The sequence below is a fragment of the Roseivivax isoporae LMG 25204 genome (genome assembly GCF_000521865.1).
Lineage (GTDB): Bacteria > Pseudomonadota > Alphaproteobacteria > Rhodobacterales > Rhodobacteraceae > Roseivivax > Roseivivax isoporae.
Window position 1 is genome coordinate 40,863 of the sequence record NZ_JAME01000016.1, and the last position, 17,777, is coordinate 58,639.

Annotated in this window: 20 protein-coding genes; 10 read left to right on the plus strand and 10 right to left on the minus strand. The window is 71.7% G+C overall.

Features of this window, described 5'->3' with window-relative positions:
• From RISW2_RS11640 to ccoS, 3 genes are read left to right on the plus strand one after another with little or no spacing between them, the layout of a single operon-like run.
• Positions 1–465, plus strand: coding sequence for a FixH family protein (locus RISW2_RS11640; protein WP_043771090.1), 465 nt, complete (start codon positions 1–3; stop codon positions 463–465).
• Positions 462–2,618, plus strand: coding sequence for a heavy metal translocating P-type ATPase (locus tag RISW2_RS11645; RefSeq protein WP_043771093.1), 2,157 nt, complete (start codon positions 462–464; stop codon positions 2,616–2,618). Before RISW2_RS11640 ends, RISW2_RS11645 begins: the two co-directional genes overlap by 4 nt.
• On the plus strand, positions 2,615–2,773 hold the full coding sequence (gene ccoS, locus RISW2_RS23980) for a cbb3-type cytochrome oxidase assembly protein CcoS (protein WP_084615362.1): 159 nt from the start codon (positions 2,615–2,617) through the stop codon (positions 2,771–2,773). The genes RISW2_RS11645 and ccoS overlap by 4 nt, the downstream gene beginning before the upstream one ends.
• A 3-nt stretch (positions 2,774–2,776) precedes the next feature.
• Here the strand turns inward: ccoS and tspO are convergent, their stop codons facing one another.
• Genes tspO through RISW2_RS11660 form a run of 3 tightly spaced genes read right to left on the minus strand, consistent with a single transcriptional unit; the run spans position 2,777 to position 5,838 of the window.
• Entirely contained in the window at positions 2,777–3,250 is a 474-nt protein-coding gene (gene tspO, locus RISW2_RS11650; RefSeq protein WP_043771097.1) for a tryptophan-rich sensory protein TspO, read from the minus strand.
• A gap of 6 nt (positions 3,251–3,256) precedes the next feature.
• Complete coding sequence (crtB, locus tag RISW2_RS11655) at positions 3,257–4,294, minus strand: 15-cis-phytoene synthase (protein WP_043771100.1); 1,038 nt, start codon at positions 4,292–4,294, stop codon at positions 3,257–3,259.
• On the minus strand, positions 4,291–5,838 hold the full coding sequence (locus RISW2_RS11660) for a phytoene desaturase (RefSeq protein ID WP_043771103.1): 1,548 nt from the start codon (positions 5,836–5,838) through the stop codon (positions 4,291–4,293). Before RISW2_RS11660 ends, crtB begins: the two co-directional genes overlap by 4 nt.
• Before the next feature lie 116 nt (positions 5,839–5,954).
• Between RISW2_RS11660 and crtA the strand changes: the two genes are divergently transcribed.
• From crtA to RISW2_RS11685, 5 genes are read left to right on the plus strand one after another with little or no spacing between them, the layout of a single operon-like run.
• Complete coding sequence (crtA, locus tag RISW2_RS11665) at positions 5,955–6,677, plus strand: spheroidene monooxygenase (protein WP_051491966.1); 723 nt, start codon at positions 5,955–5,957, stop codon at positions 6,675–6,677.
• The gene (gene bchI, locus RISW2_RS11670; RefSeq protein WP_043771106.1) at positions 6,674–7,675 is read left to right on the plus strand and encodes a magnesium chelatase ATPase subunit I; all 1,002 of its coding nucleotides are present in this window, start codon (positions 6,674–6,676) and stop codon (positions 7,673–7,675) included. Before crtA ends, bchI begins: the two co-directional genes overlap by 4 nt.
• Entirely contained in the window at positions 7,672–9,336 is a 1,665-nt protein-coding gene (locus RISW2_RS11675; RefSeq protein WP_084615363.1) for a magnesium chelatase subunit D, read from the plus strand. Before bchI ends, RISW2_RS11675 begins: the two co-directional genes overlap by 4 nt.
• A gap of 2 nt (positions 9,337–9,338) precedes the next feature.
• Positions 9,339–10,202 (plus strand): alpha/beta fold hydrolase BchO, encoded by an 864-nt coding sequence (gene bchO / locus RISW2_RS11680; protein WP_043771109.1) that lies wholly within the window; start codon positions 9,339–9,341, stop codon positions 10,200–10,202.
• 52 nt (positions 10,203–10,254) lie between these two features.
• Positions 10,255–11,484 carry an MFS transporter gene (locus tag RISW2_RS11685; RefSeq protein ID WP_043771112.1) on the plus strand — a complete coding sequence of 410 codons (1,230 nt, stop codon included), beginning with the start codon at positions 10,255–10,257 and terminating at the stop codon, positions 11,482–11,484.
• Positions 11,485–11,488: 4 nt separating this feature from the next.
• Here the strand turns inward: RISW2_RS11685 and RISW2_RS11690 are convergent, their stop codons facing one another.
• The 3 genes from RISW2_RS11690 to RISW2_RS11700 are packed head-to-tail and all read right to left on the minus strand — an operon-like array spanning position 11,489 to position 13,811.
• Complete coding sequence (locus tag RISW2_RS11690) at positions 11,489–12,079, minus strand: Smr/MutS family protein (RefSeq protein WP_043771116.1); 591 nt, start codon at positions 12,077–12,079, stop codon at positions 11,489–11,491.
• Positions 12,076–13,155 (minus strand): murein transglycosylase A, encoded by a 1,080-nt coding sequence (mltA, locus tag RISW2_RS11695; protein ID WP_043771118.1) that lies wholly within the window; start codon positions 13,153–13,155, stop codon positions 12,076–12,078. Before mltA ends, RISW2_RS11690 begins: the two co-directional genes overlap by 4 nt.
• The gene (locus RISW2_RS11700) at positions 13,152–13,811 is read right to left on the minus strand and encodes a Tim44/TimA family putative adaptor protein (protein ID WP_043771122.1); all 660 of its coding nucleotides are present in this window, start codon (positions 13,809–13,811) and stop codon (positions 13,152–13,154) included. Before RISW2_RS11700 ends, mltA begins: the two co-directional genes overlap by 4 nt.
• 106 nt (positions 13,812–13,917) lie before the next feature.
• Between RISW2_RS11700 and RISW2_RS11705 the strand changes: the two genes are divergently transcribed.
• Both RISW2_RS11705 and secB read left to right on the plus strand, forming a co-directional pair.
• The gene (locus tag RISW2_RS11705) at positions 13,918–14,436 is read left to right on the plus strand and encodes an FxsA family protein (protein ID WP_043771124.1); all 519 of its coding nucleotides are present in this window, start codon (positions 13,918–13,920) and stop codon (positions 14,434–14,436) included.
• Between the two features lie 55 nt (positions 14,437–14,491).
• Positions 14,492–15,025 (plus strand): protein-export chaperone SecB, encoded by a 534-nt coding sequence (secB, locus tag RISW2_RS11710; protein WP_043771128.1) that lies wholly within the window; start codon positions 14,492–14,494, stop codon positions 15,023–15,025.
• Positions 15,026–15,032: 7 nt separating this feature from the next.
• On the opposite strand, the gene dnaQ is transcribed toward secB, so the two are convergent.
• The 4 genes from dnaQ to RISW2_RS11730 are packed head-to-tail and all read right to left on the minus strand — an operon-like array spanning position 15,033 to position 17,763.
• The gene (gene dnaQ, locus RISW2_RS11715; protein ID WP_043771131.1) at positions 15,033–15,719 is read right to left on the minus strand and encodes a DNA polymerase III subunit epsilon; all 687 of its coding nucleotides are present in this window, start codon (positions 15,717–15,719) and stop codon (positions 15,033–15,035) included.
• 18 nt (positions 15,720–15,737) lie between these two features.
• Positions 15,738–16,322, minus strand: a complete 585-nt coding sequence (gene coaE, locus RISW2_RS11720; RefSeq protein ID WP_043771134.1) for a dephospho-CoA kinase — start codon at positions 16,320–16,322, stop codon at positions 15,738–15,740.
• The gene (locus tag RISW2_RS11725) at positions 16,319–17,167 is read right to left on the minus strand and encodes a shikimate dehydrogenase (protein WP_043771136.1); all 849 of its coding nucleotides are present in this window, start codon (positions 17,165–17,167) and stop codon (positions 16,319–16,321) included. Before RISW2_RS11725 ends, coaE begins: the two co-directional genes overlap by 4 nt.
• The gene (locus tag RISW2_RS11730) at positions 17,164–17,763 is read right to left on the minus strand and encodes a Maf family protein (RefSeq protein WP_043771139.1); all 600 of its coding nucleotides are present in this window, start codon (positions 17,761–17,763) and stop codon (positions 17,164–17,166) included. The genes RISW2_RS11725 and RISW2_RS11730 overlap by 4 nt, the downstream gene beginning before the upstream one ends.
• Between the last annotated feature and the right edge of the window lie 14 nt (positions 17,764–17,777).

Consider the following 17,777-nt stretch of genomic DNA (forward strand, 5'->3'; position numbering starts at 1 on the left):
ATGCCGACGACGATCACGGGACCCAAGGTGCTGGCGATGTTCGGGCTGGGCTTCGGCACGGTCATCGCGGTGAACGTCGCGCTGGCGGTCAATGCCGTGCACACGTTCCCGGGCCTCGAAGTGGCGAGTTCCTACGTGGCGAGCCAGAGCTTCGACGCCGAACGCGCCCGGCAGGAACGACTGGGCTGGAGCGCGGGAGCCGAGATCGCCCCGGACGGCACGCTGCGCGTGACCCTGACCGACGCGCAAGGAGACCCCGTGCAGGGGGCCGCGCTGGACCTGACGCTCGGCCGGCCCACCACCGACGCCGAGGACCGCGCACTGCCCCTCACCCGGGACGGGACCGGCTGGCGCGCGGGCCCGCTGCCCGGCCCCGGCGCCTGGATGCTGCAGCTCGAGGCCACGGCCGCCGACGGGACGCCCTGGCGGCACCGCGTCACGCTGCACAACGGGGCGCCGTCATGACCGCCGCCGCCTGCGCCTGCGGCGGCATCGCCGCCCAGCGCCCCCAGACGGGCGCGACTGTGCTGCCCGACATCCTGATCCACCTGCCGACGATCCACTGCGCGACGTGCATCGCCACGGCCGAACGCACGCTTGGCGCGGAGCCCGGGGTGCTGTCGGCCCGCGTGAACCTGAGCCTCAAGCGCGCGCTGGTGACGACCGACGGCACGATCGGCGCGACCGAACTCTGCACCGCGCTCGAACGCGCGGGGCTTCCTGCGCACCCGCTCGACACCGGTCGGCTCGCCACGGGGCCGGACGCGGGCGCGCGCGACCTCCTGCTGCGGATCGGGGTCGCCGGCTTCGCGATGATGAACGTGATGCTGCTGTCGGTGGCGGTCTGGTCCGGGGCGAGCGACGCAACGCGCGACCTCTTCCACCTGATCTCGGCCGCGATCGCGGTGCCGGCGATCGCCTATTCCGCGCGGCCATTCCTCGCGGGTGCGGTGCGGTCCCTGCGCGCGGGGCGGCTCGGGATGGACGTGCCGATCGCGCTCGCCATCCTGCTCGCCACGCTCATGTCCGCGGCCGAGGCGCTGAGCGGCGCGGGCGGGCATGCCTGGTTCGAGGCGGCCCTGTCGCTGACCTTCTTCCTGCTGGCGGGGCGCTACCTCGACCTGTCGTGCCGGCGCGCGGCGCGGTCGGCGGCGGCGGAGCTCTCGGCGCTCGACGTCGCCACCGCGACCCGGATCGGTGCCGCAGGCCCCGAGGCCGTGCGCAGCGACGCGCTTTTGCCCGGCGACCTGATCCGCGTGCTGCCGGGCCAGCGCCTGCCCGCGGATGGCGAGATCGTGGAGGGCGAGACCGACATCGACCGCGCCGCCATGACCGGCGAGACGCTGCCCGTCGCCGCGGCCCCGGGTGATGCCGTTGCCGCGGGCGAGACCAATCTGACAGGCGCACTGGTGGTCCGGGTGACGCGCGCGGGACAGGACACGCAGCTGGCCCGGCTGGCGGCACTGGTCGCCACGGCCGAGACCGCGCGCTCGCGCCACGTCTCCCTCGCCGACCGGGCGGGCGGCATCTACGCGCCGCTCGTGCACGTCCTGTCGGCGGCGGCCTTCGTCGCGTGGTGGGCGCTCTCGGGCGACGCGTGGCACGCGCTCGGCATCGCCATCGCCGTCCTCATCATCACCTGCCCCTGCGCGCTCGGCCTCGCCGTGCCGGCGGTGTCCGTGGCCGCGTCCGGACGTCTGTTCCGCCGCGGGCTGCTGGTGAAGTCGGCGACCGCGCTCGAACGGCTGGCCGAGGTGGACGTCGTGGTCTTCGACAAGACCGGCACGCTGACCACCGGTACGCCCGCCATCGCCGATGCGCCGCAGGGCACCGACCTGCGGGTGGCGCTGGGGCTGGCCGAGGGATCGGACCACCCCGCCGCCCGCGCACTTGCGGCGCATGCGCGGCGCGCGGGCGAGTCGCCTGCGCCGGTGGAACACCGGCGCGAGGTGCCGGGCCAGGGCGTCGAGGGCACGTGGCAGGGGCGCCGCGTCCGGCTCGGCCGTGCGTCGTTCACCGGCGGCAGCGACGACGGCACGAGCGCGCTGTGGCTGGCGATCGACGGGCAGGCCCCGCACCGGATCCGGCTGGCCGAGACCCTGCGCGACGGCGCGTCCGATGCCGTGGCCGGGCTCAGGGCGGCGGGTGTCCGGGTGATGCTCCTCTCCGGGGATGGCGCGGGCGCAGTGGCGGAAATCGCCGCCCGGTTGGGCATCGCGGATGCGCGCGGCGGTCTCCTGCCCGCGGACAAGGTCGCTGCGCTCGACTCGCTCGCTGCCGATGGGCACCGCGTGCTGATGGTGGGCGACGGGCTGAACGACACCGCGGCTCTCGCCGCGGCCCATGCCTCCATCGCCCCGCATTCGGGTCTCGACGCCGCGCGCAGCGCCGCCGACATCGTCCTGCTGGGTCAGGACCTGTCCGTGGTGCCCGAGGCGCTGGCGCTCGCACGCCTCGCCCGCCGTCGGATGGCGCAGAACCTGTGGCTTGCCGCCGCCTACAACGTGGTCGCGATTCCCGTGGCGCTCATGGGTGCGGCGACACCGCTCCTTGCCGCGCTCGCCATGTCCACATCCTCGATCACCGTCTCGCTCAACGCCGTGAGGCTCGGCCGATGAACATCCTCGTCTTCCTCATCCCGGTGTCGCTGTTCCTCGGGTTCCTGGGGCTCGGCGCCTTCATGTGGTCGCTGCGCCACGCGCAATACGACGACATGGAAGGCGCGCGGCACCGGATCCTGTCGGACCGGAACGACGACCACCCGGCGCGCTGAGCGTCACTCGGCCGGCGCCGGGACCTCGTTCGGATTGCGACGCCAGACCGAGAAGTTGAGCGCGCCCGCGATGCTGACCCATACGAGGTAGGGGATGAACAACGCGCCCGCCAGGACGTCGACCTGCCAGAGCGCGACGAGCGTGGCCAGCACCGCACACCAGAGCGCGGCCAGCACCACCATGCCGAGCCGGATGCGCCGCAGCCCGAAGAAGACCGGCGTCCAGAGCCCGTTCAGCGCGACCTGCAGGGCCCAGAGCGCCATGGCGATGCCGTTGTCGTCCGCCATCGCGACCCGCGCGCCCGCGAAGGACATGCAAAGGTAGAGCGTGGTCCACGTCACCGGGAATGCCCAGTCGGGCGGCGTCCACGCAGGCTTGTCGAGACCGCGATACCACGCGCCCGGGGGGAAGAGGCCGCCGGTCGAACCTGCCGCGAAGCAGGCGCCGAGGAATATCGCGAAGACGATCCAGAACATGCGGGATCAGCTAGCGCGCAGGGATCCCCGGTTCAAGGACGCACGTTCCGCCCGCTGTCGCGCGGCGAGCGCGTTCAGCGCCTCGAACAGCGTGTCCTCGCGCTGCCAGACCGGCGACGACACCGCCGCCGCGTCGATCAGGAACCCCACCTCGGGCAGGGGACGCGCATACAGCACCGCCGAGCGGGGCATGCAGGTCGTGACGCCCGCGCGGAACGCCGAGACACCGAGCAGCCACAGCTTCTGCGCCCGCGTGGTCCGCGCCCGCGACGAGATCGAATCGCATCCCGACGCCAGCACCGCGCCGCCGATGCCCGCGTAGATGTGCCGCGCCGCGTAGATCCCCGGGCGGCAGGAGAGCGGCAGCGCCCCGATCCCCGCCTCGGCGCGGTAGTAGAGGCGGTTGGCCTGCAGGACGAGATCGCGCACCATCTTGCGCAGCGCCCGCGTGGGCCGAGGATCGCGCAGGAACGCCTCGGGGTCGATGCCCGCGCGGTCGAGCCAGTCGAGCGGCAGGTAGAGCCGCCCCTCGAGCGCGTCCTCGCCCACGTCGCGGGCGATGTTGGTGAGCTGCATCGCGACACCAAGGTCGCAGGCCCGCGCCAGCGCGTCCGGGTCGCGCACCCGCATCAGCACGCACATCATCGCCCCCACCGCAGAGGCCACGCGGGCGGAATAGGCGTGCAGTTCGGACAGCGTGCGGTAGCGCCGGCCCATCGCGTCCCAGGCCAGGCCCTCGAGCAGCGCCTCGGGAAGCGCGCGGGGCATGTCGAACGACTCGACCACCTGAGCGAAGGCCCGGTCGGGCGCCGCGTTGTCCGGCCGGCCCGCATAGACCCGTTCGAGCCGTTCCTGCAGGCGCAGGACCGCCGCGGCCTTCTCGGCCTGCAGGTCGACGGCGTCGTCGGCCACACGGCAGAACGCGTAGAGCGCCATCGCCGGGTTGCGCACCCGCGCGGGCAGGAGCCGCGACGCCGCGTGAAAGGACAGCGACCCGTGACGGATCATCTCGTGGCAGCGGGCGAGGTCGTCGGGATCGATCATCGGGACACCTCGGCGGGATGCGGGACGAGTTTCGCCAGCACTTCGGCCGACGAGATGACGCCGGGCAGCCCCGCCCCCGGATGCGTGCCCGCGCCGGCCAGGTAGAGGCCGGGCAGCTCCTCGCTGACATTGTGCGGACGGAACCAGGCGCTCTGCAGGATGCGGGGCTCGATCGAGAACCCCGCCCCGTGGGGCGACAGGTAGCGGTCGCGGAACTCGGTCGGGGTAAAGACCTCCTCGGGTCCGAGATGGTCGGCAAAGCCCGGCAGAAGCTGCTCGTCGAGCACCTTCGCCACCTTCGTGCGGTAGGTGTCGCGCATGGCGTCCCAGTCGACGGGATCGTCGTGGCCGAGATGCGGCACCGGGGACAGCACGTAGAAGGTGTCGTCGCCCTCGGGCGCGACGCCGGGATCGGTGACGGAGGGCCGATGCACGTAGAGCGACATGTCGTCGGCCAGCACGCCGCGGCGGAAGATGTCGCGCACGAGATCGCCGTAGCGCGGCCCGTTCAGGATCGTGTGGTGCCCCGCGTCGCGCCACATGCCGCGCGTCCCGCGGGTGCCGAAATACCAGACGAACAGCCCCATGGACCAGCGCGCGCGCGCCAGCCTGGGCGTGGTCCAGCGCCGGCGCGGCGCCTTGCGCAGGAGCTGATCGTAGGTGTGGCCGGGATCGGCGTTCGACACGACGATGTCGGCGCGCAGGATCTCTCCGCCGGCGAGCCTGAGGCCAGCGGCGCGGCCGTCCCGGACGAGGATCTCGTCGACATCGGTCCCCATGCGCAGGAGACCGCCCTGCCCCGCGATCACGTCGGCCATGGCGCGCGCGATCGCCGCGACGCCCCCCATGGCGTAATGGACGCCGAATTCCTTCTCGAGGTGGCTGACGAGGATGTACATCGAGGTGACCCGGAACGGATCGCCGCCGATGAAGAGCGGGTGGAACGACAGTGCCATGCGCAGGCGCGGATCCTGCACCCGCCGGGCGACATGGGCATGCACCGACCGGTCGGCGCGCAGCCGCACGAAGTCCGGCAGCACGGCCAGCAGGTCGCGGAAGCGGTGCATGGGCCGGCGGCCCAGGTCCTCGAAGCCGAACCAGTAGCGCGCCGCGCTGTCGGCGAGGAACCGGTCGTAGCCCCCGAGATCGTCCGGAGACAGGCGCGCCACCTCGGCGCGCATCGCCTCGGTGTCCTGACGGGCGGCGAAGGTCGAGCCGTCGGGCCAGCGGATCTCGTAGAACGGATCAAGCGGACGGAGGTCAACGTCGTCTGCGAAGGTGCGCCCGCAGGCCGCCCAGAGATCCTCGAAGACCTGCGGCACGGTGACGATGGTGGGTCCGAGGTCGAACCTGTGGCCCTCGCGCCAGAGCGCGGAGCCGCGGCCGCCCGGCACGTCGAGCCGGTCGACCACCGTGACGCGGTAGCCCATCGCGCCGAGCCGCATGGCCGAGGCCAGGCCGCCCAGGCCGGCACCGATCACCGCCGCGTGGGGGCGGGCCTGGTCGCGAACCGAGGTCGCAAGGGACGGATCGAGCTTTGTCATCGAGTCCCGACGGTACACCTGTCAACATGACCTGACAATCCGCGGTGAGGTGAACCCCTGCCCTTTCTTTTGGCGCCGTATCGTGTCAGACTTAGTTTACAGATCATGAGTCCGGGATGCAGATCGTAAGTCTCAGCCTGTTCCGTTTCGACACGGCAAGCGCGCGCCTCTGGGCGCTCGGCATGATGGGCGCGGCACGCCTGTCGCTGCCCCGACACGAGGGCCTGACCTTCTGGAAGCTCTGCGGGTCGGGCAGCGGCGAGGGCTTCACGCCCATCCCCAATACCGGCGTATACGCGATCCTCGCCGTCTGGCAGGATGCCGCGACGGCCGAGCGGCAGCTTGCGGCCTCGTCGCTCTGGGCGCGCTACCGGGCGCGCGCGGCCGAGGACTGGACCCTGTTCCTGTCGCCGATCTCGGCCCGCGGCCGGTGGTCCGGCGCCGAGCCGTTCGCCGCGGGGACCGACACGCAGGCCGGGCCCATCGCGGCGCTCACCCGCGCGACGGTGAGGCCGGCCCGCGCCGCGCGGTTCTGGCGGCGCCAGCCCGACATCTCGCGCCGCATCGGCAGCGACCCCAACGTCCTGTTCAAGATCGGCATCGGCGAGGTGCCGTTCCTGCAGCAGGTGACGTTCTCGATCTGGCCGGATGTCGACTCCATGGCGCGGTTCGCGCGGTCCTCGGGACCGCATGCGCGCGCCATCCGCGCCGTCCGCGAGGGCGGCTGGTTCCGCGAGGAGCTCTATGCCCGGTTCCGAATCCACGGCGAGACCGGGTCGTGGGAAGGCCAGAGCCCGCGGATCCTCGTTCCCCCTCTCCCACAGGAGCAGTGCGCATGACACAGCCTTTCCCCTTCTCGGCGATCGTCGGACAGGACGCGATGAAGCGCGCGATGCTGCTGACCGCGGTCGATCCCGGCATCGGCGGGGTGCTGGTCTTCGGCGACCGCGGCACCGGCAAGTCGACGGCGGTGCGCGCGCTCGCGGCGCTGCTGCCGCCGATCACGGTGGTCGAGGGCAGCCCCACGAACGCCGCCCGTCCCGAGGACCAGGCCGAGTGGGAAACCGTGACGGGCGCGCTGCGCGAGGTGCCGACGCCGGTCGTCGACCTGCCGCTCGGCGCCACCGAGGACCGTGTGGTGGGGGCGCTCGACATCGAGCGTGCGCTGTCGAGGGGCGAGAAGGCGTTCGAGCCGGGCCTCCTGGCCCGCGCGAACCGCGGCTACCTCTACATCGACGAGGTGAACCTGCTCGAGGACCACGTGGTCGATCTGCTGCTCGACGTGGCGCAGTCCGGGCGCAACGTGATCGAGCGCGAGGGCCTGTCGGTGCGCCACGACGCCCGCTTCGTGCTCGTGGGCTCGGGCAATCCCGAGGAGGGCGAACTGCGTCCGCAACTTCTCGACCGGTTCGGCCTGTCGGTCGAGGTCGCCTCGCCCACGGACATCGAGGAACGGATCGAGGTGATCCGCCGGCGCGTCGCCTACGAGCAGAACACGCAGGCCTTCCTCGAGCGGTGGCGCACCGAGGATGGCAAGGTGCGCGACGCGATCCTCGCCGCGCGCAGGCTCCTGCCGGAGGTCGAGACGCCGGACGCGGCACTGCGCGACTGCGCCGAGCTCTGCCTGGCGCTCGGTTCGGACGGGCTCCGGGGCGAGTTGACGCTGCAGCGGGCAGGCCGGGCGCTGGCCGCGTTCGAGGGCGCGCGCGTCGTCGATCGCGACCACCTGCGCCGCGTCGCGCCCATGGCGCTCAGCCACCGCCTGCGCCGCGATCCGCTGGACGAGGCGGGATCGAGTGCCCGCGTCGCGCGCACGGTCGACGACGTCTTCGCATGAGGCAGGACGCGCTCGAGGTCTGGGTCGCCGGGCAGCTGGCGCTGGCACTCCTCGCGATCGACCCGGACGGGCTCGGCGGGGTGCACGTGCGGGCGCGGGCCGACGAGACGCGGGCGCGGCTGCTGTCGGGACTGCCCGCCGCCCTGCCCCCCGAACGGCGCATCGCCCCCGGCATCGACGACGCGCAATTGTCGGGCGGCATCGACATCGCGGCAAGCCTCGCCGCCGGCCGGCGTGTCACGCAGGCGGGTCTGCTCGCCCGGCCCGCGACGCTGGTCCTGTCGATGGCCGAACGCTGTCCCCGGGGACTGGCCGCGCGCCTCGGGCAGGCGCTGGACGCGCGCGCGGGCCATGCGCTGATCCTTCTCGACGAGGGGATCGACACCGAGGTTGCGCCCGAGGGTCTGACTGACCGGCTGGCCTTCGCGCTGGACCTGAGCGGCGTGCGGGCGGCGGCGCTGACCGAGATCGCGCTCGAGGACGGAGAGATCGCATCGGCCCGGCGGCGCCTGCGGGACGTCGAGCTGGCGGACGACGCGCTCGAGGCCCTGGTGCACGCGGCCGCGCGGCTCGGCGTGCCGGGCCTGCGCGCGGTGCTTTTCGCCGCGGCGGCGGCGCGGGCGCATGCGGCGCTGTCGCGGCGCGATGCCGTCGGCGCACAGGACCTGCAGATCGCCGCGCAGCTGGTGCTGGCACCCCGCGCGACCATGCTGCCGGAGCCCGAGGAGGACGATGCCGACGATCAGCCCGAGCCCGAAAGCCCGGAGGATGCCGCCCCGGAGGAGACGGGCGACGCCCTGCCCGAGGAGCTGCTGATCGAGGCGGTCAGGGCCCTGCTGCCGCCCGGCGTGCTCGAGGCGCGCGCGGCGCGGGCGGCGCAGGGCGCCGGATCGGGCCAAGGCGCGCGGCGGCGCGGCACGCGACGCGGGCGGCCCCTGCCCTCGCGTCCCGGCCGGCCCTCGTCCGAGGCGCGCATCGACCTGGTGGCGACGCTGCGCGCGGCGGCGCCCTGGCAGGCACTGCGGCGCGAAGGCCAGCCCGGCCGCCCGGGCGTCATCGTCCGGCGCGGCGACATCCACGTGCGCCGGTACGAGGACCGCGCCGACCGGCTGGTGATCTTCTGCGTCGACGCCTCGGGTTCTGCCGCGCTGGCCCGGATGGCCGAGGCCAAGGGCGCCGTCGAGCTGATGCTGGCGGAGGCATATGCGAAACGCGACCGCGTGGCGCTCGTCACATTTCGCGGCACCGGCGCCGAGCTTGCCCTGCCGCCCACGCGGTCGCTTGTCCAGGCCAAGCGGCGCCTTGCAGGCCTGCCGGGGGGCGGCGGCACGCCGCTCGCCGCGGGCCTCGCCGCCGTGCACGCGCTGGCGATCCGCGCGGCTCGGCAGGGCATGACGCCGGCGGTGGCGCTGCTGACCGACGGGCGGGCGAACGTGCCGCTCGACGGCCGCTCGGGACGCGCCGCCGCGCGCGCGGATTCAGAACGCATGGCGGCGCTTCTCGGCGCGTTGCAGCTTTCGGGCGCGGTGATCGATACCGGCACGCGGCCCAACCCGGATCTCGCGGCGCTCGCCGGGCGCATGGGTCTCCCGGCACTTGCGCTGCCGCGCTCGGATGCGGCCGCGGTCCGGGCCGGGATCTCCGACGCGCTCGGGGATTGAGCGTGGATTTCCCGCGCGACCTCGACGGCTGGCCACATGCAGAGGCGTCACGACAGATCGCGGTGAAGCCGCACCGCTGGCACGTGCAGGTCATGGGCGAGGGTCCGGACCTCCTGATGATCCACGGCGCGGGCGGCGCCACACATTCCTGGCGCGGGCTGATGCCTCTTCTCGCGCGGGACCATCGCTGCATCGCCGTGGACCTGCCCGGGCACGGGTTCTCGCGGCTCGCGACCCGGTTCCGGTCCTCCCTGCCGTTCATGGCCGAGGACCTGCGCCGGCTCGTCGTCCACGAGGGCTGGGCTCCGCAGGTGATCCTTGCCCATTCCGCCGGGGCGGCGGTCGCGCTCAGGATGGCGGCGACCATGCACCCGGTCCCGCGGATCGTCGCCGTGAACCCCGCGCTCGAACCCTTCCGGGGGCTTGCGGGCGTCCTCTTCCCCATGGCCGCGCGCATGATCGCGCTCACCCCCTTCGCCACCGACCTCGTGCGCGCGGGTCTCGTGAATCCCGCTCGCACCGAAACGCTGCTGGCCGGGACCGGGTCGCGCCTCGATGCCGAGGGCGTCCGGCTCTACCAGCGGCTCCTCGGCGACCGCGCGCATGTTGAGGGCGCGCTTCTCATGATGTCGCAATGGTCGCTCGAGGCGCTCATCGGCGACCTTCCGGGCATCCGGGCGCCGAGCCTCTTCCTTCTGGGCGACAACGACCGGACCGTGCCTGCCCGCGGGGCCGAGGACGCCGCCCGCCGCATGCCCGACGCGACCTGCACGATGCTGCCGGGGCTCGGACACCTCGCCCACGAGGAGGCGCCGGAGCTCGTGGCGCACCACCTGCGCGACTTCGCCGGCCGCGCAGCGGCCTGAGCCGCGGCGATTCCCCTTGCGCACGGCCCGGGGCCGTCGGAGTCATGGGCACATGCCGCTACTCGTCTTTCTTCGTGACAACGCCCGCTGGCTCGCCGCCGGCGCGCTCCTGACATTCCTGTCGAGCTTCGGGCAGACGTTCTTCATCTCGGTCTTCGCGGGCGAGATCCGGGCGGAATACGGGCTCAGTCACACGGCGTGGGGCGGGATCTACTCGCTCGGCACCACCGTCTCGGCGATGCTGATGGTCTTCGCGGGCGCGCTGACCGACCGCTACCGCTCGCGCCACCTGGGCGCGGCGGCGCTGGTCTGCCTCGCCATCGCATGCTGCGCCATGGCGGGCAACCGCGCGACATGGCTCCTGCCGGTGGCGATCCTCGCGCTGCGCTTCTTCGGGCAGGGCATGCTGTCGCTGATCGGCATGGTCGCCATGTCGCGCCGTTTCATCGCCGCGCGGGGCCGCGCGCTGTCAATCGCCGGGCTCGGCGTCACGCTGGGGCAGGCGGTCCTGCCGGTGATCTTCGTCGCGGCGATGGCGATCCTTCCTTGGCGCACGCTCTGGGTCCTTTCGGCGCTCGTCGCGCTTGCGGGCATCCCCCTGGTGCTGTGGCTCCTGTCGGCGGAGCGGACACCGCAGAGCATGGCCTCCGAGGACGAGAGCACGGGCCTCGACGGGCGCCATTGGCGCCGTGGCGAGGTGCTGCGGCACCCGCTGTTCTGGGCGATGGTGCCGGCGCTTCTGGGCCCGCCCGCCTTTGGCACCGCGTTCTTCTTCCAGCAGGTGCATTTCACCGAGGTGAAGGGCTGGGACCTGATCGAGCTGGTGGCATTCATGCCGCTCTTCACCCTCGTGACCGTCGCGGCGATGCTCCTGTCAGGCGGCGCCATCGACCGTTTCGGGCTCGGGCGCGTGCTGCCGTTCTACCTCTTGCCCTGCATCGCGTCCTTCGCCCTGTTCGGCGCGGGCGATGCGCTCTGGTCGGCCGGTGCGGGGCTGACCTTCCTCGCGCTGACGCAAGGCGCGCAGGCGGTGCTGCCGAACGCGTTCTGGGCGGAATATTTCGGCACGCGGCACCTGGGCGCGATCAAGTCCATGGGGACCGCGATCATGGTATTCGGCACCGCCATCGGGCCCGGGCTGACCGGGGCGCTGATCGACCTGCAGGTGGGGATCGAGGCGCAATACCTGGGCATCGCCGTCTATTTCGCCGCCGCGACGGGCGGGATCCTCGCGGGCCTGTCGCGCCTCAGGCGGAACGAACGGGCCGCAGCGCGCACCTGACCCCTCAGCGCAGCCGGCGCAGGTACACATAATAGGCGCCGCCACCGCCATGGCGCAGATGCGCCTCGGACACCTGCAGCACGGCGCCACCCAAGGGTGGCAGGCGCAGCCATTGCGGCACCTGCTGTTTCAGCACGCCCCGGCGCCGCGGCGCGGGGTCGTGCGGCTCGCGCGGGGCGCCCTTTCCGGTGATGACCAGAACCAGCCGCTTGCCCTGCGCCTGCGCGCCGAGGATGAACCCGACGAGCGCGGGATGCGCGCGCTCGATGGTCATGCCGTGCAGGTCGATGCGCGCCTCGGGATGCAGCTTGCCGCGTTTCATGCGGCCATAGGCCTTGGCATCCATGGCGGGCGGCGCGGCGCGGTAGGACGGCATCGCGGTCCCGTTCTGGCCGCCGCCGCCGGCCTTCTCGCCGATGCGGAACTCGGGCAGGGGTTCGGCAGCGGGCGGCGCATCCTCCGGCATGCGCGGAACCGCGGCCTTTGGCGGCGGCGCACTGGCGCGGAACTTGGGCCGGCCGGGCAGGCGGCTCGTGCTGCGCGCGACCTGGGACCAGAGCTCGAGTTCCTCCGGACGGGGGCGACGCCCCTTCATTGCACGAGTTCCGGCAAGAGGGCGTAGGCGCGCTGGATCGGCAGGAGCACGACCATGCGGCCCGGGTCACGGAAGGTCCCGGCGAGCTTGCCCGCGGCGTCGCCCGTACCCACGAACACGTCGGCGCGCTGCGCCCCCTTGATGGCGGAGCCCGTGTCCTGCGCGACCATCAGCCGGTTGAGCGGTGCCTCGCCCGCCTTCTCGATCCAGACAGGCGCGCCGAGCGGGGTGAATGCCGGGTCGACCGCGATGCTGCGCATGGGCGTGACGGAACGGTTCATCGCGCCGAGCGGCCCCCGGTCGGCGGGCACTTCGCTCACTTCACGAAAGAAGACGTAGGAGGGGTTGTGGAACAGCAGCTCCTCGCCCTCGAGCGGATTGTCGCGGACCCAGTTCTTGATGACCTGCGCCGAAACCTGGTGCGGCTCGAACGTGCCGCGGCGGATCAGCTCCTTGCCGATCGAACGGTATTCGTGGCCATTCGCGCCGCCGTAGCCCACGCGGATCATGCGCCCGTCGGGAAAGCGGATGCGGCCCGATCCCTGGATCTGGAGAAAGAACAGCTCGACCGGATCGTCGACCCACGCGATCTCGAGCCCGCGGCCGTTCAGCGCGTCCCCGGACAGGATGTCGCGACGCGAGAGCCACGGCCCCTCGACGCCCGGAAGCTCGGGCGGCAGGCTGTAGAGCGGGTAGCGGAAGCGGTCGTCGGGTTCGGGCGCGCCGGTCAGCTCGGGCTCGAAATAGCCGGTGAAGAGCGCGGCGTCGTCCTGCGGCGGTCCTTCGGTCACGAGAACGGGACGAAAGAACAGCTCGAAGAACTGCCGTGCTTTGCCAGCGTGGTCGGTCGCGGCCGCGCAGAGCGCGCGCCAGTCCGGATCTTTCAGGTCGCGGCAGGTCACGAGGAACGTCTCGAGCGCGGCCTCGTGGTCGTCCCGGTCCCAGCCGTCGAGATCGGCGAACTGCATGATCGTGTGGTGCACGGGCATCGGGTCGGAACCGCCCTCGCCGCCACTCGCGGAGGTTGCCGCCATGGTCCACCCCGCGAGGAGGATCGCCCGCAGACCGGGTGTCATTCCCCGGTGGCGACCAGCTGCCAGTTCGGGTCGTCCGAGCCCATGACGCGTGCGAAGGTCCAGGTGTCCTTCTGGCGCTTCACCTGCGAGGTGCTGCCCTCGACGATCGTGCCGTCGCGGTCGCGCACGGCCGAGGTCAGCTCGCCCACATAGGTCATGGTGATCTCGGCCTCGCGGCTCGTCGTGTCGAAGGTCGCGTTGGACAGCGTCAGTTCGCGCACGCCGATGAACTCGGCCTCGATGGTCAGGCCCTGCTCCTCGCGCGCGGCGACGACCTCGGCGAAGCTGTCGTAGACATCGGGGGACAGGAACTGGCGGATGTCGTCGAGCGACCCGCGCTCGAACGCCATCAGGATCATCTCGTAGGCGCCGCGGGCGCCCGACAGGAACTCGCTCACGGAGAAGCTCGGTTCGACCTGCTTCATCTGCGCCAGGGCCTTGGCTGCGGGGCTGTTCGCCGGAACGTGATCGACGATGTCGTGATCCGGTCCGCCCTCGATCACCTCGAAGCTGGGCCGGTCCGATCGCGTCTGCGACGAGGCGGATGCCGTCGGCTTCTCGAATCCCTCGCGCGAGCCAAGAACGCTCTTGAGGCGCAGGATCAGGAATACCGCGATCCCAGCCAGGACCAGAAGCGACAGAATTTGAGAATTCATCAAGGCCTCGCGTGAGGGGTGCGTGGAAACGATTGGCTTGCATTCCTATGTAGGAGTTGGGACCGGGCGAGTCTACCTGCCGGACCCGGGATAGGAGGTCGTGCCCATGTGGCTATTCGTTGCATTCCTCGCGGTGCCCCTGATCGAGATCGCGCTGTTCATCCAGGTGGGCGGCCTGATCGGTCTGTGGCCGACGCTCGGGATCGTGATCCTGACGGCGCTGGTCGGCACGTGGCTGGTGCGTTCCGAGGGCGCCGGCGCGATGAACGACATCCGCCGCTCGTTCAACGAGCTGCGCGACCCGTCCGAACCGCTGGCACATGGCGCGATGATCCTGATCGCGGGCGCGCTGCTGCTCACGCCGGGCTTCTTCACCGACGCGGTCGGCTTCGCGCTGCTGATGCCGCCGGTGCGGCAGGCGGTGATGCGCTACGCCCGCAAGCACGTGCGCACGCGGCAGTTCCACGTGCACACGGGCGCGGGTCCGCGCGGTCCCGGACCGCAGGGGCCGACCCCGCGCCCGCGCCGGGACGACGATGTGATCGAGGGCGACTACACGGACGTCACGCCGACCAAGCGGCCGACGCATCCGGGAACCACGGGTTCCGGCTGGACGAAGCATTGAGCCCACGGTCCCGGGCTGCTAGACCCGGCGGGCCTTATTCTTCCGGAGCGCGCACATGAGCGACACGAATACGAACGCCAACGGCGGGGATGCCACGCCGCCCGAAGCCGGCCAGCAGGCACCCCAGGTCAAGATGAACGTGCTTGCACAGTTCATCCGCGACATGTCTTTCGAGAACATCCTGGCCCAGAAGGGCGCACAGGGCGACACGCAGCCCGACGTGCAGGTGCAGGTGAACCTCGACGCCAAGAAGCGCACCACCGAGCACCAGTACGAAGTGGTGATGAAGCTCAGGATCGACAGCAAGGCGAAGGCGACGTCGAGCCAGCTGTTCCTGATGGAAATCGAGTATGCGGGCGTCTTCCACATCGAGAACGTGCCCGAGAACCAGCTGCATCCGTTCCTTCTGATCGAATGCCCGCGCATGCTGTTCCCGTTCGTGCGCCGCATCGTGGCGGACGTGACCCGGGACGGGGGCTTCCCGCCGCTGAACCTCGAGACGATCGATTTCGTGCAGCTCTACCGCGCGGAACTCCAGCGCCGTCAGGCCGCGCAGGCCGCGTCGCCCGACCAGACCGGCCAGGCCTGATCGCCGATCAGACCCGCGACCAGAGGGCGTTCGCGCCCAGGCGGTCCACAAAGGCGGCGTGAGCCGCCTTTTCGCTGTCCGATAGTCGCGGGGGCAGCGGCTCGGGCCTCCGGCCGGGGCGCCAGTCCGCATCGTCGCCGCCGGCGGTCGCCCCCTGCGCCTGCGACAGGCCGAAATCCGGCTGCTTGCCGCCGATAAGCTCGAGGTAGACCTCGGCCAGGATCTCGCTGTCGAGAAGCGCGCCGTGCAGCGTCCGCGCCGAGTTGTCGATCGCGAAGCGGCGACAGAGCGCGTCGAGCGAGGCGGGCGAGCCCGGGAACTTCTTGCGCGCCATGCCCACGGTGTCGACGGCGCGGTCTATGGCGAGCAGCGGCCGCTTTGCCCATCGCAGCTCGGCGTTCAGGAATTTCATGTCGAAGGACGCGTTGTGGATAATCAGCGGCGCGTCACCCACGAAGGCGAGGAAATCGTCGGCGATCTGCGCGAAGACCGGCTTGTCGCGCAGGAAGTCGTCGCCGAGGCCGTGCACCTCGAATGCCTCCTGCGGCATCGACCGCTCGGGGTTGATGTACTGGTGGTAGTGCCGGCCGGTCGCCACGTGGTTCCAGAGCTCGACCGCGCCGATCTCGACGATCCGGTCGCCCTGTTCGGGATCGAAGCCCGTGGTCTCGGTGTCGAGGACGATCTCGCGCATGGCCTGGGCCTTTCCGTGTCAGCTGCGGTGCAGGAGGGCGTCCAGCACCTGTTGCACGCCGTGCGCGGCGCTCTCAAGGCTTGTCGTGTCGATGACATGATCGGCCCGCGCGCGTTTCTCGGCGTCGGGCATCTGCTTGGCGCGGATCGCCTCGAATTGCGGGCGGGTCATGGTGCCGCGCGCAAGCACGCGAGCCTCCTGCACATCGGACGGAACGGAGACCACGACGGTCGCGTCCATCTCGGCATCGGCGCCGGTCTCGAAAAGCAGCGGCACGTCGAACACGACGACCGGTGCGCGTGCCGCTGCGGCAAAGGCATCCCGGTCGGCGCGCACCAGCGGGTGCACGATCTCCTCGATCCGCCGGAGCGCGGTCGGATCCGCGTCGATCGCGGCCCTGAGGCGGTCCCGCGACACGGCGCCGTCGACGATCGCCTCTGGAAAGGCCGCGCCGAGCGGGGGCACCGCGTCACCGCCCGCGGCGTAGAGACGGTGCACCGCCGCGTCGGCGTCCCAGACGGCGCAGCCACGGTCGCGGAACATCGCGGCGGTGGTCGACTTGCCCATGCCGATGGATCCGGTGAGCCCGACCCGCAACGTCATGCGAGGACCGCCTCGCGCGTTGCGGCGTCGACGTCCGGACGGCGGCCGAACCAGCGCTCGAACCCCGGCACAGCCTGGTGCAGCAGCATGCCGAGCCCGTCCACCGTGCGGCAGCCCTGCGCGGCCGCGACGCGCAGGAGCCGCGTCTCGAGCGGCGCGTAGACGAGATCGGTCACGAGCGTGCCCGCGCGCAGTCCGTCCAGCGGCACGCGCAGTTCGGGCTTGCCGACCATGCCGAGCGAGGTCGTGTTGACCACCGTCGCCGCGCCGTCGAAGGCGTTGCCGGCCTGCAGCCAGTCCACGACCCGGACCCGGTGGCCGAATGCCTCGCGCAACGTTTCGGCGCGCAGGCGCGTGCGGTTCGTCAGGACGATCTCGGGAACGCCGGCATCGAGAAGCGAGGCGATCACCGCACGCGCCGCGCCGCCTGCGCCCAGCACCACGGCCGGGCCGTCCGCCGCCGACCAGTCCGGCACTTCCTGCCGGATGTTGGCAAGAAAGCCGTACCCGTCGGTGTTGTCGCCGTGGATGCGCCCGTCGCTGCGGAAGATCAGCGTGTTCACCGCGCCGATCAGCGTCGCGCGGTCGGTGACCTGGTCCACGACCTCCATCACCTTTTCCTTGTAGGGGACGGTCACGTTCGCCCCGACGAAGCCCATGGACGGCATCAGGCGCACGACGTCGAGCAGTTTGTCCGCCGGCACGTCGAGCGGAACGTAATGTCCCGGCAGACCGTATCGGCGCAGCCAGTGCCCGTGCAGGCGCGGCGAGCGCGAATGCGCGATGGGCGAGCCGATCACGCCGGCCAGCGGAATGCGGGGCAGGGGTGCACTGGCATCGCTCATGAGGGCAGCACACCGCGCAGCGTCAGGTGGTTCAGGAGTTCCATGAGAGGCAGGCCCATGATGGTGAAATGATCGCCCTCGACCCGCGAGAAGAGGCGCACGCCTTCCTCCTCGATCCGGTAGGCGCCGACCGAGCTTTGCACCTCGGGCCAGTTCCGGTCGAGATAGGCCTCGAGGAATGCGTCCGAGAAATCGCGCATGTACAGGCGCGCGACACCCACGTGCCGCCAGACCGGCGCCGCGTCCTCATAGAGCACCGCCGCCGACAGGAGCTGGTGGTGCGTGTTGCGCAGCCTGCGCAGCTGGTCGGCGGCCTCGGCGCGGCTTTCGGGCTTTGCGAGGATGTCACCGTCGATGGCGAGGACCTGATCGCAGCCGAGGACCAGGTCATGCGGCGCCGCGGCCGCGACCTTGCGCGCCTTCGTCTCGGCCAGGGCGTCGGCGACGTCACGCGGCGGCGCGGATTCGGCCCGAAGCGCCGCGCGCACCGAATCCTCGTCGACCCGGGCGGGCCGCACGCTGTGCGGAACGCCTGCGCGGCGCAGCATCTCGGACCGGATGGTCGAGCCCGAGGCCAGCACGATCGCTTTTGTCATGTGGACAAACCGGA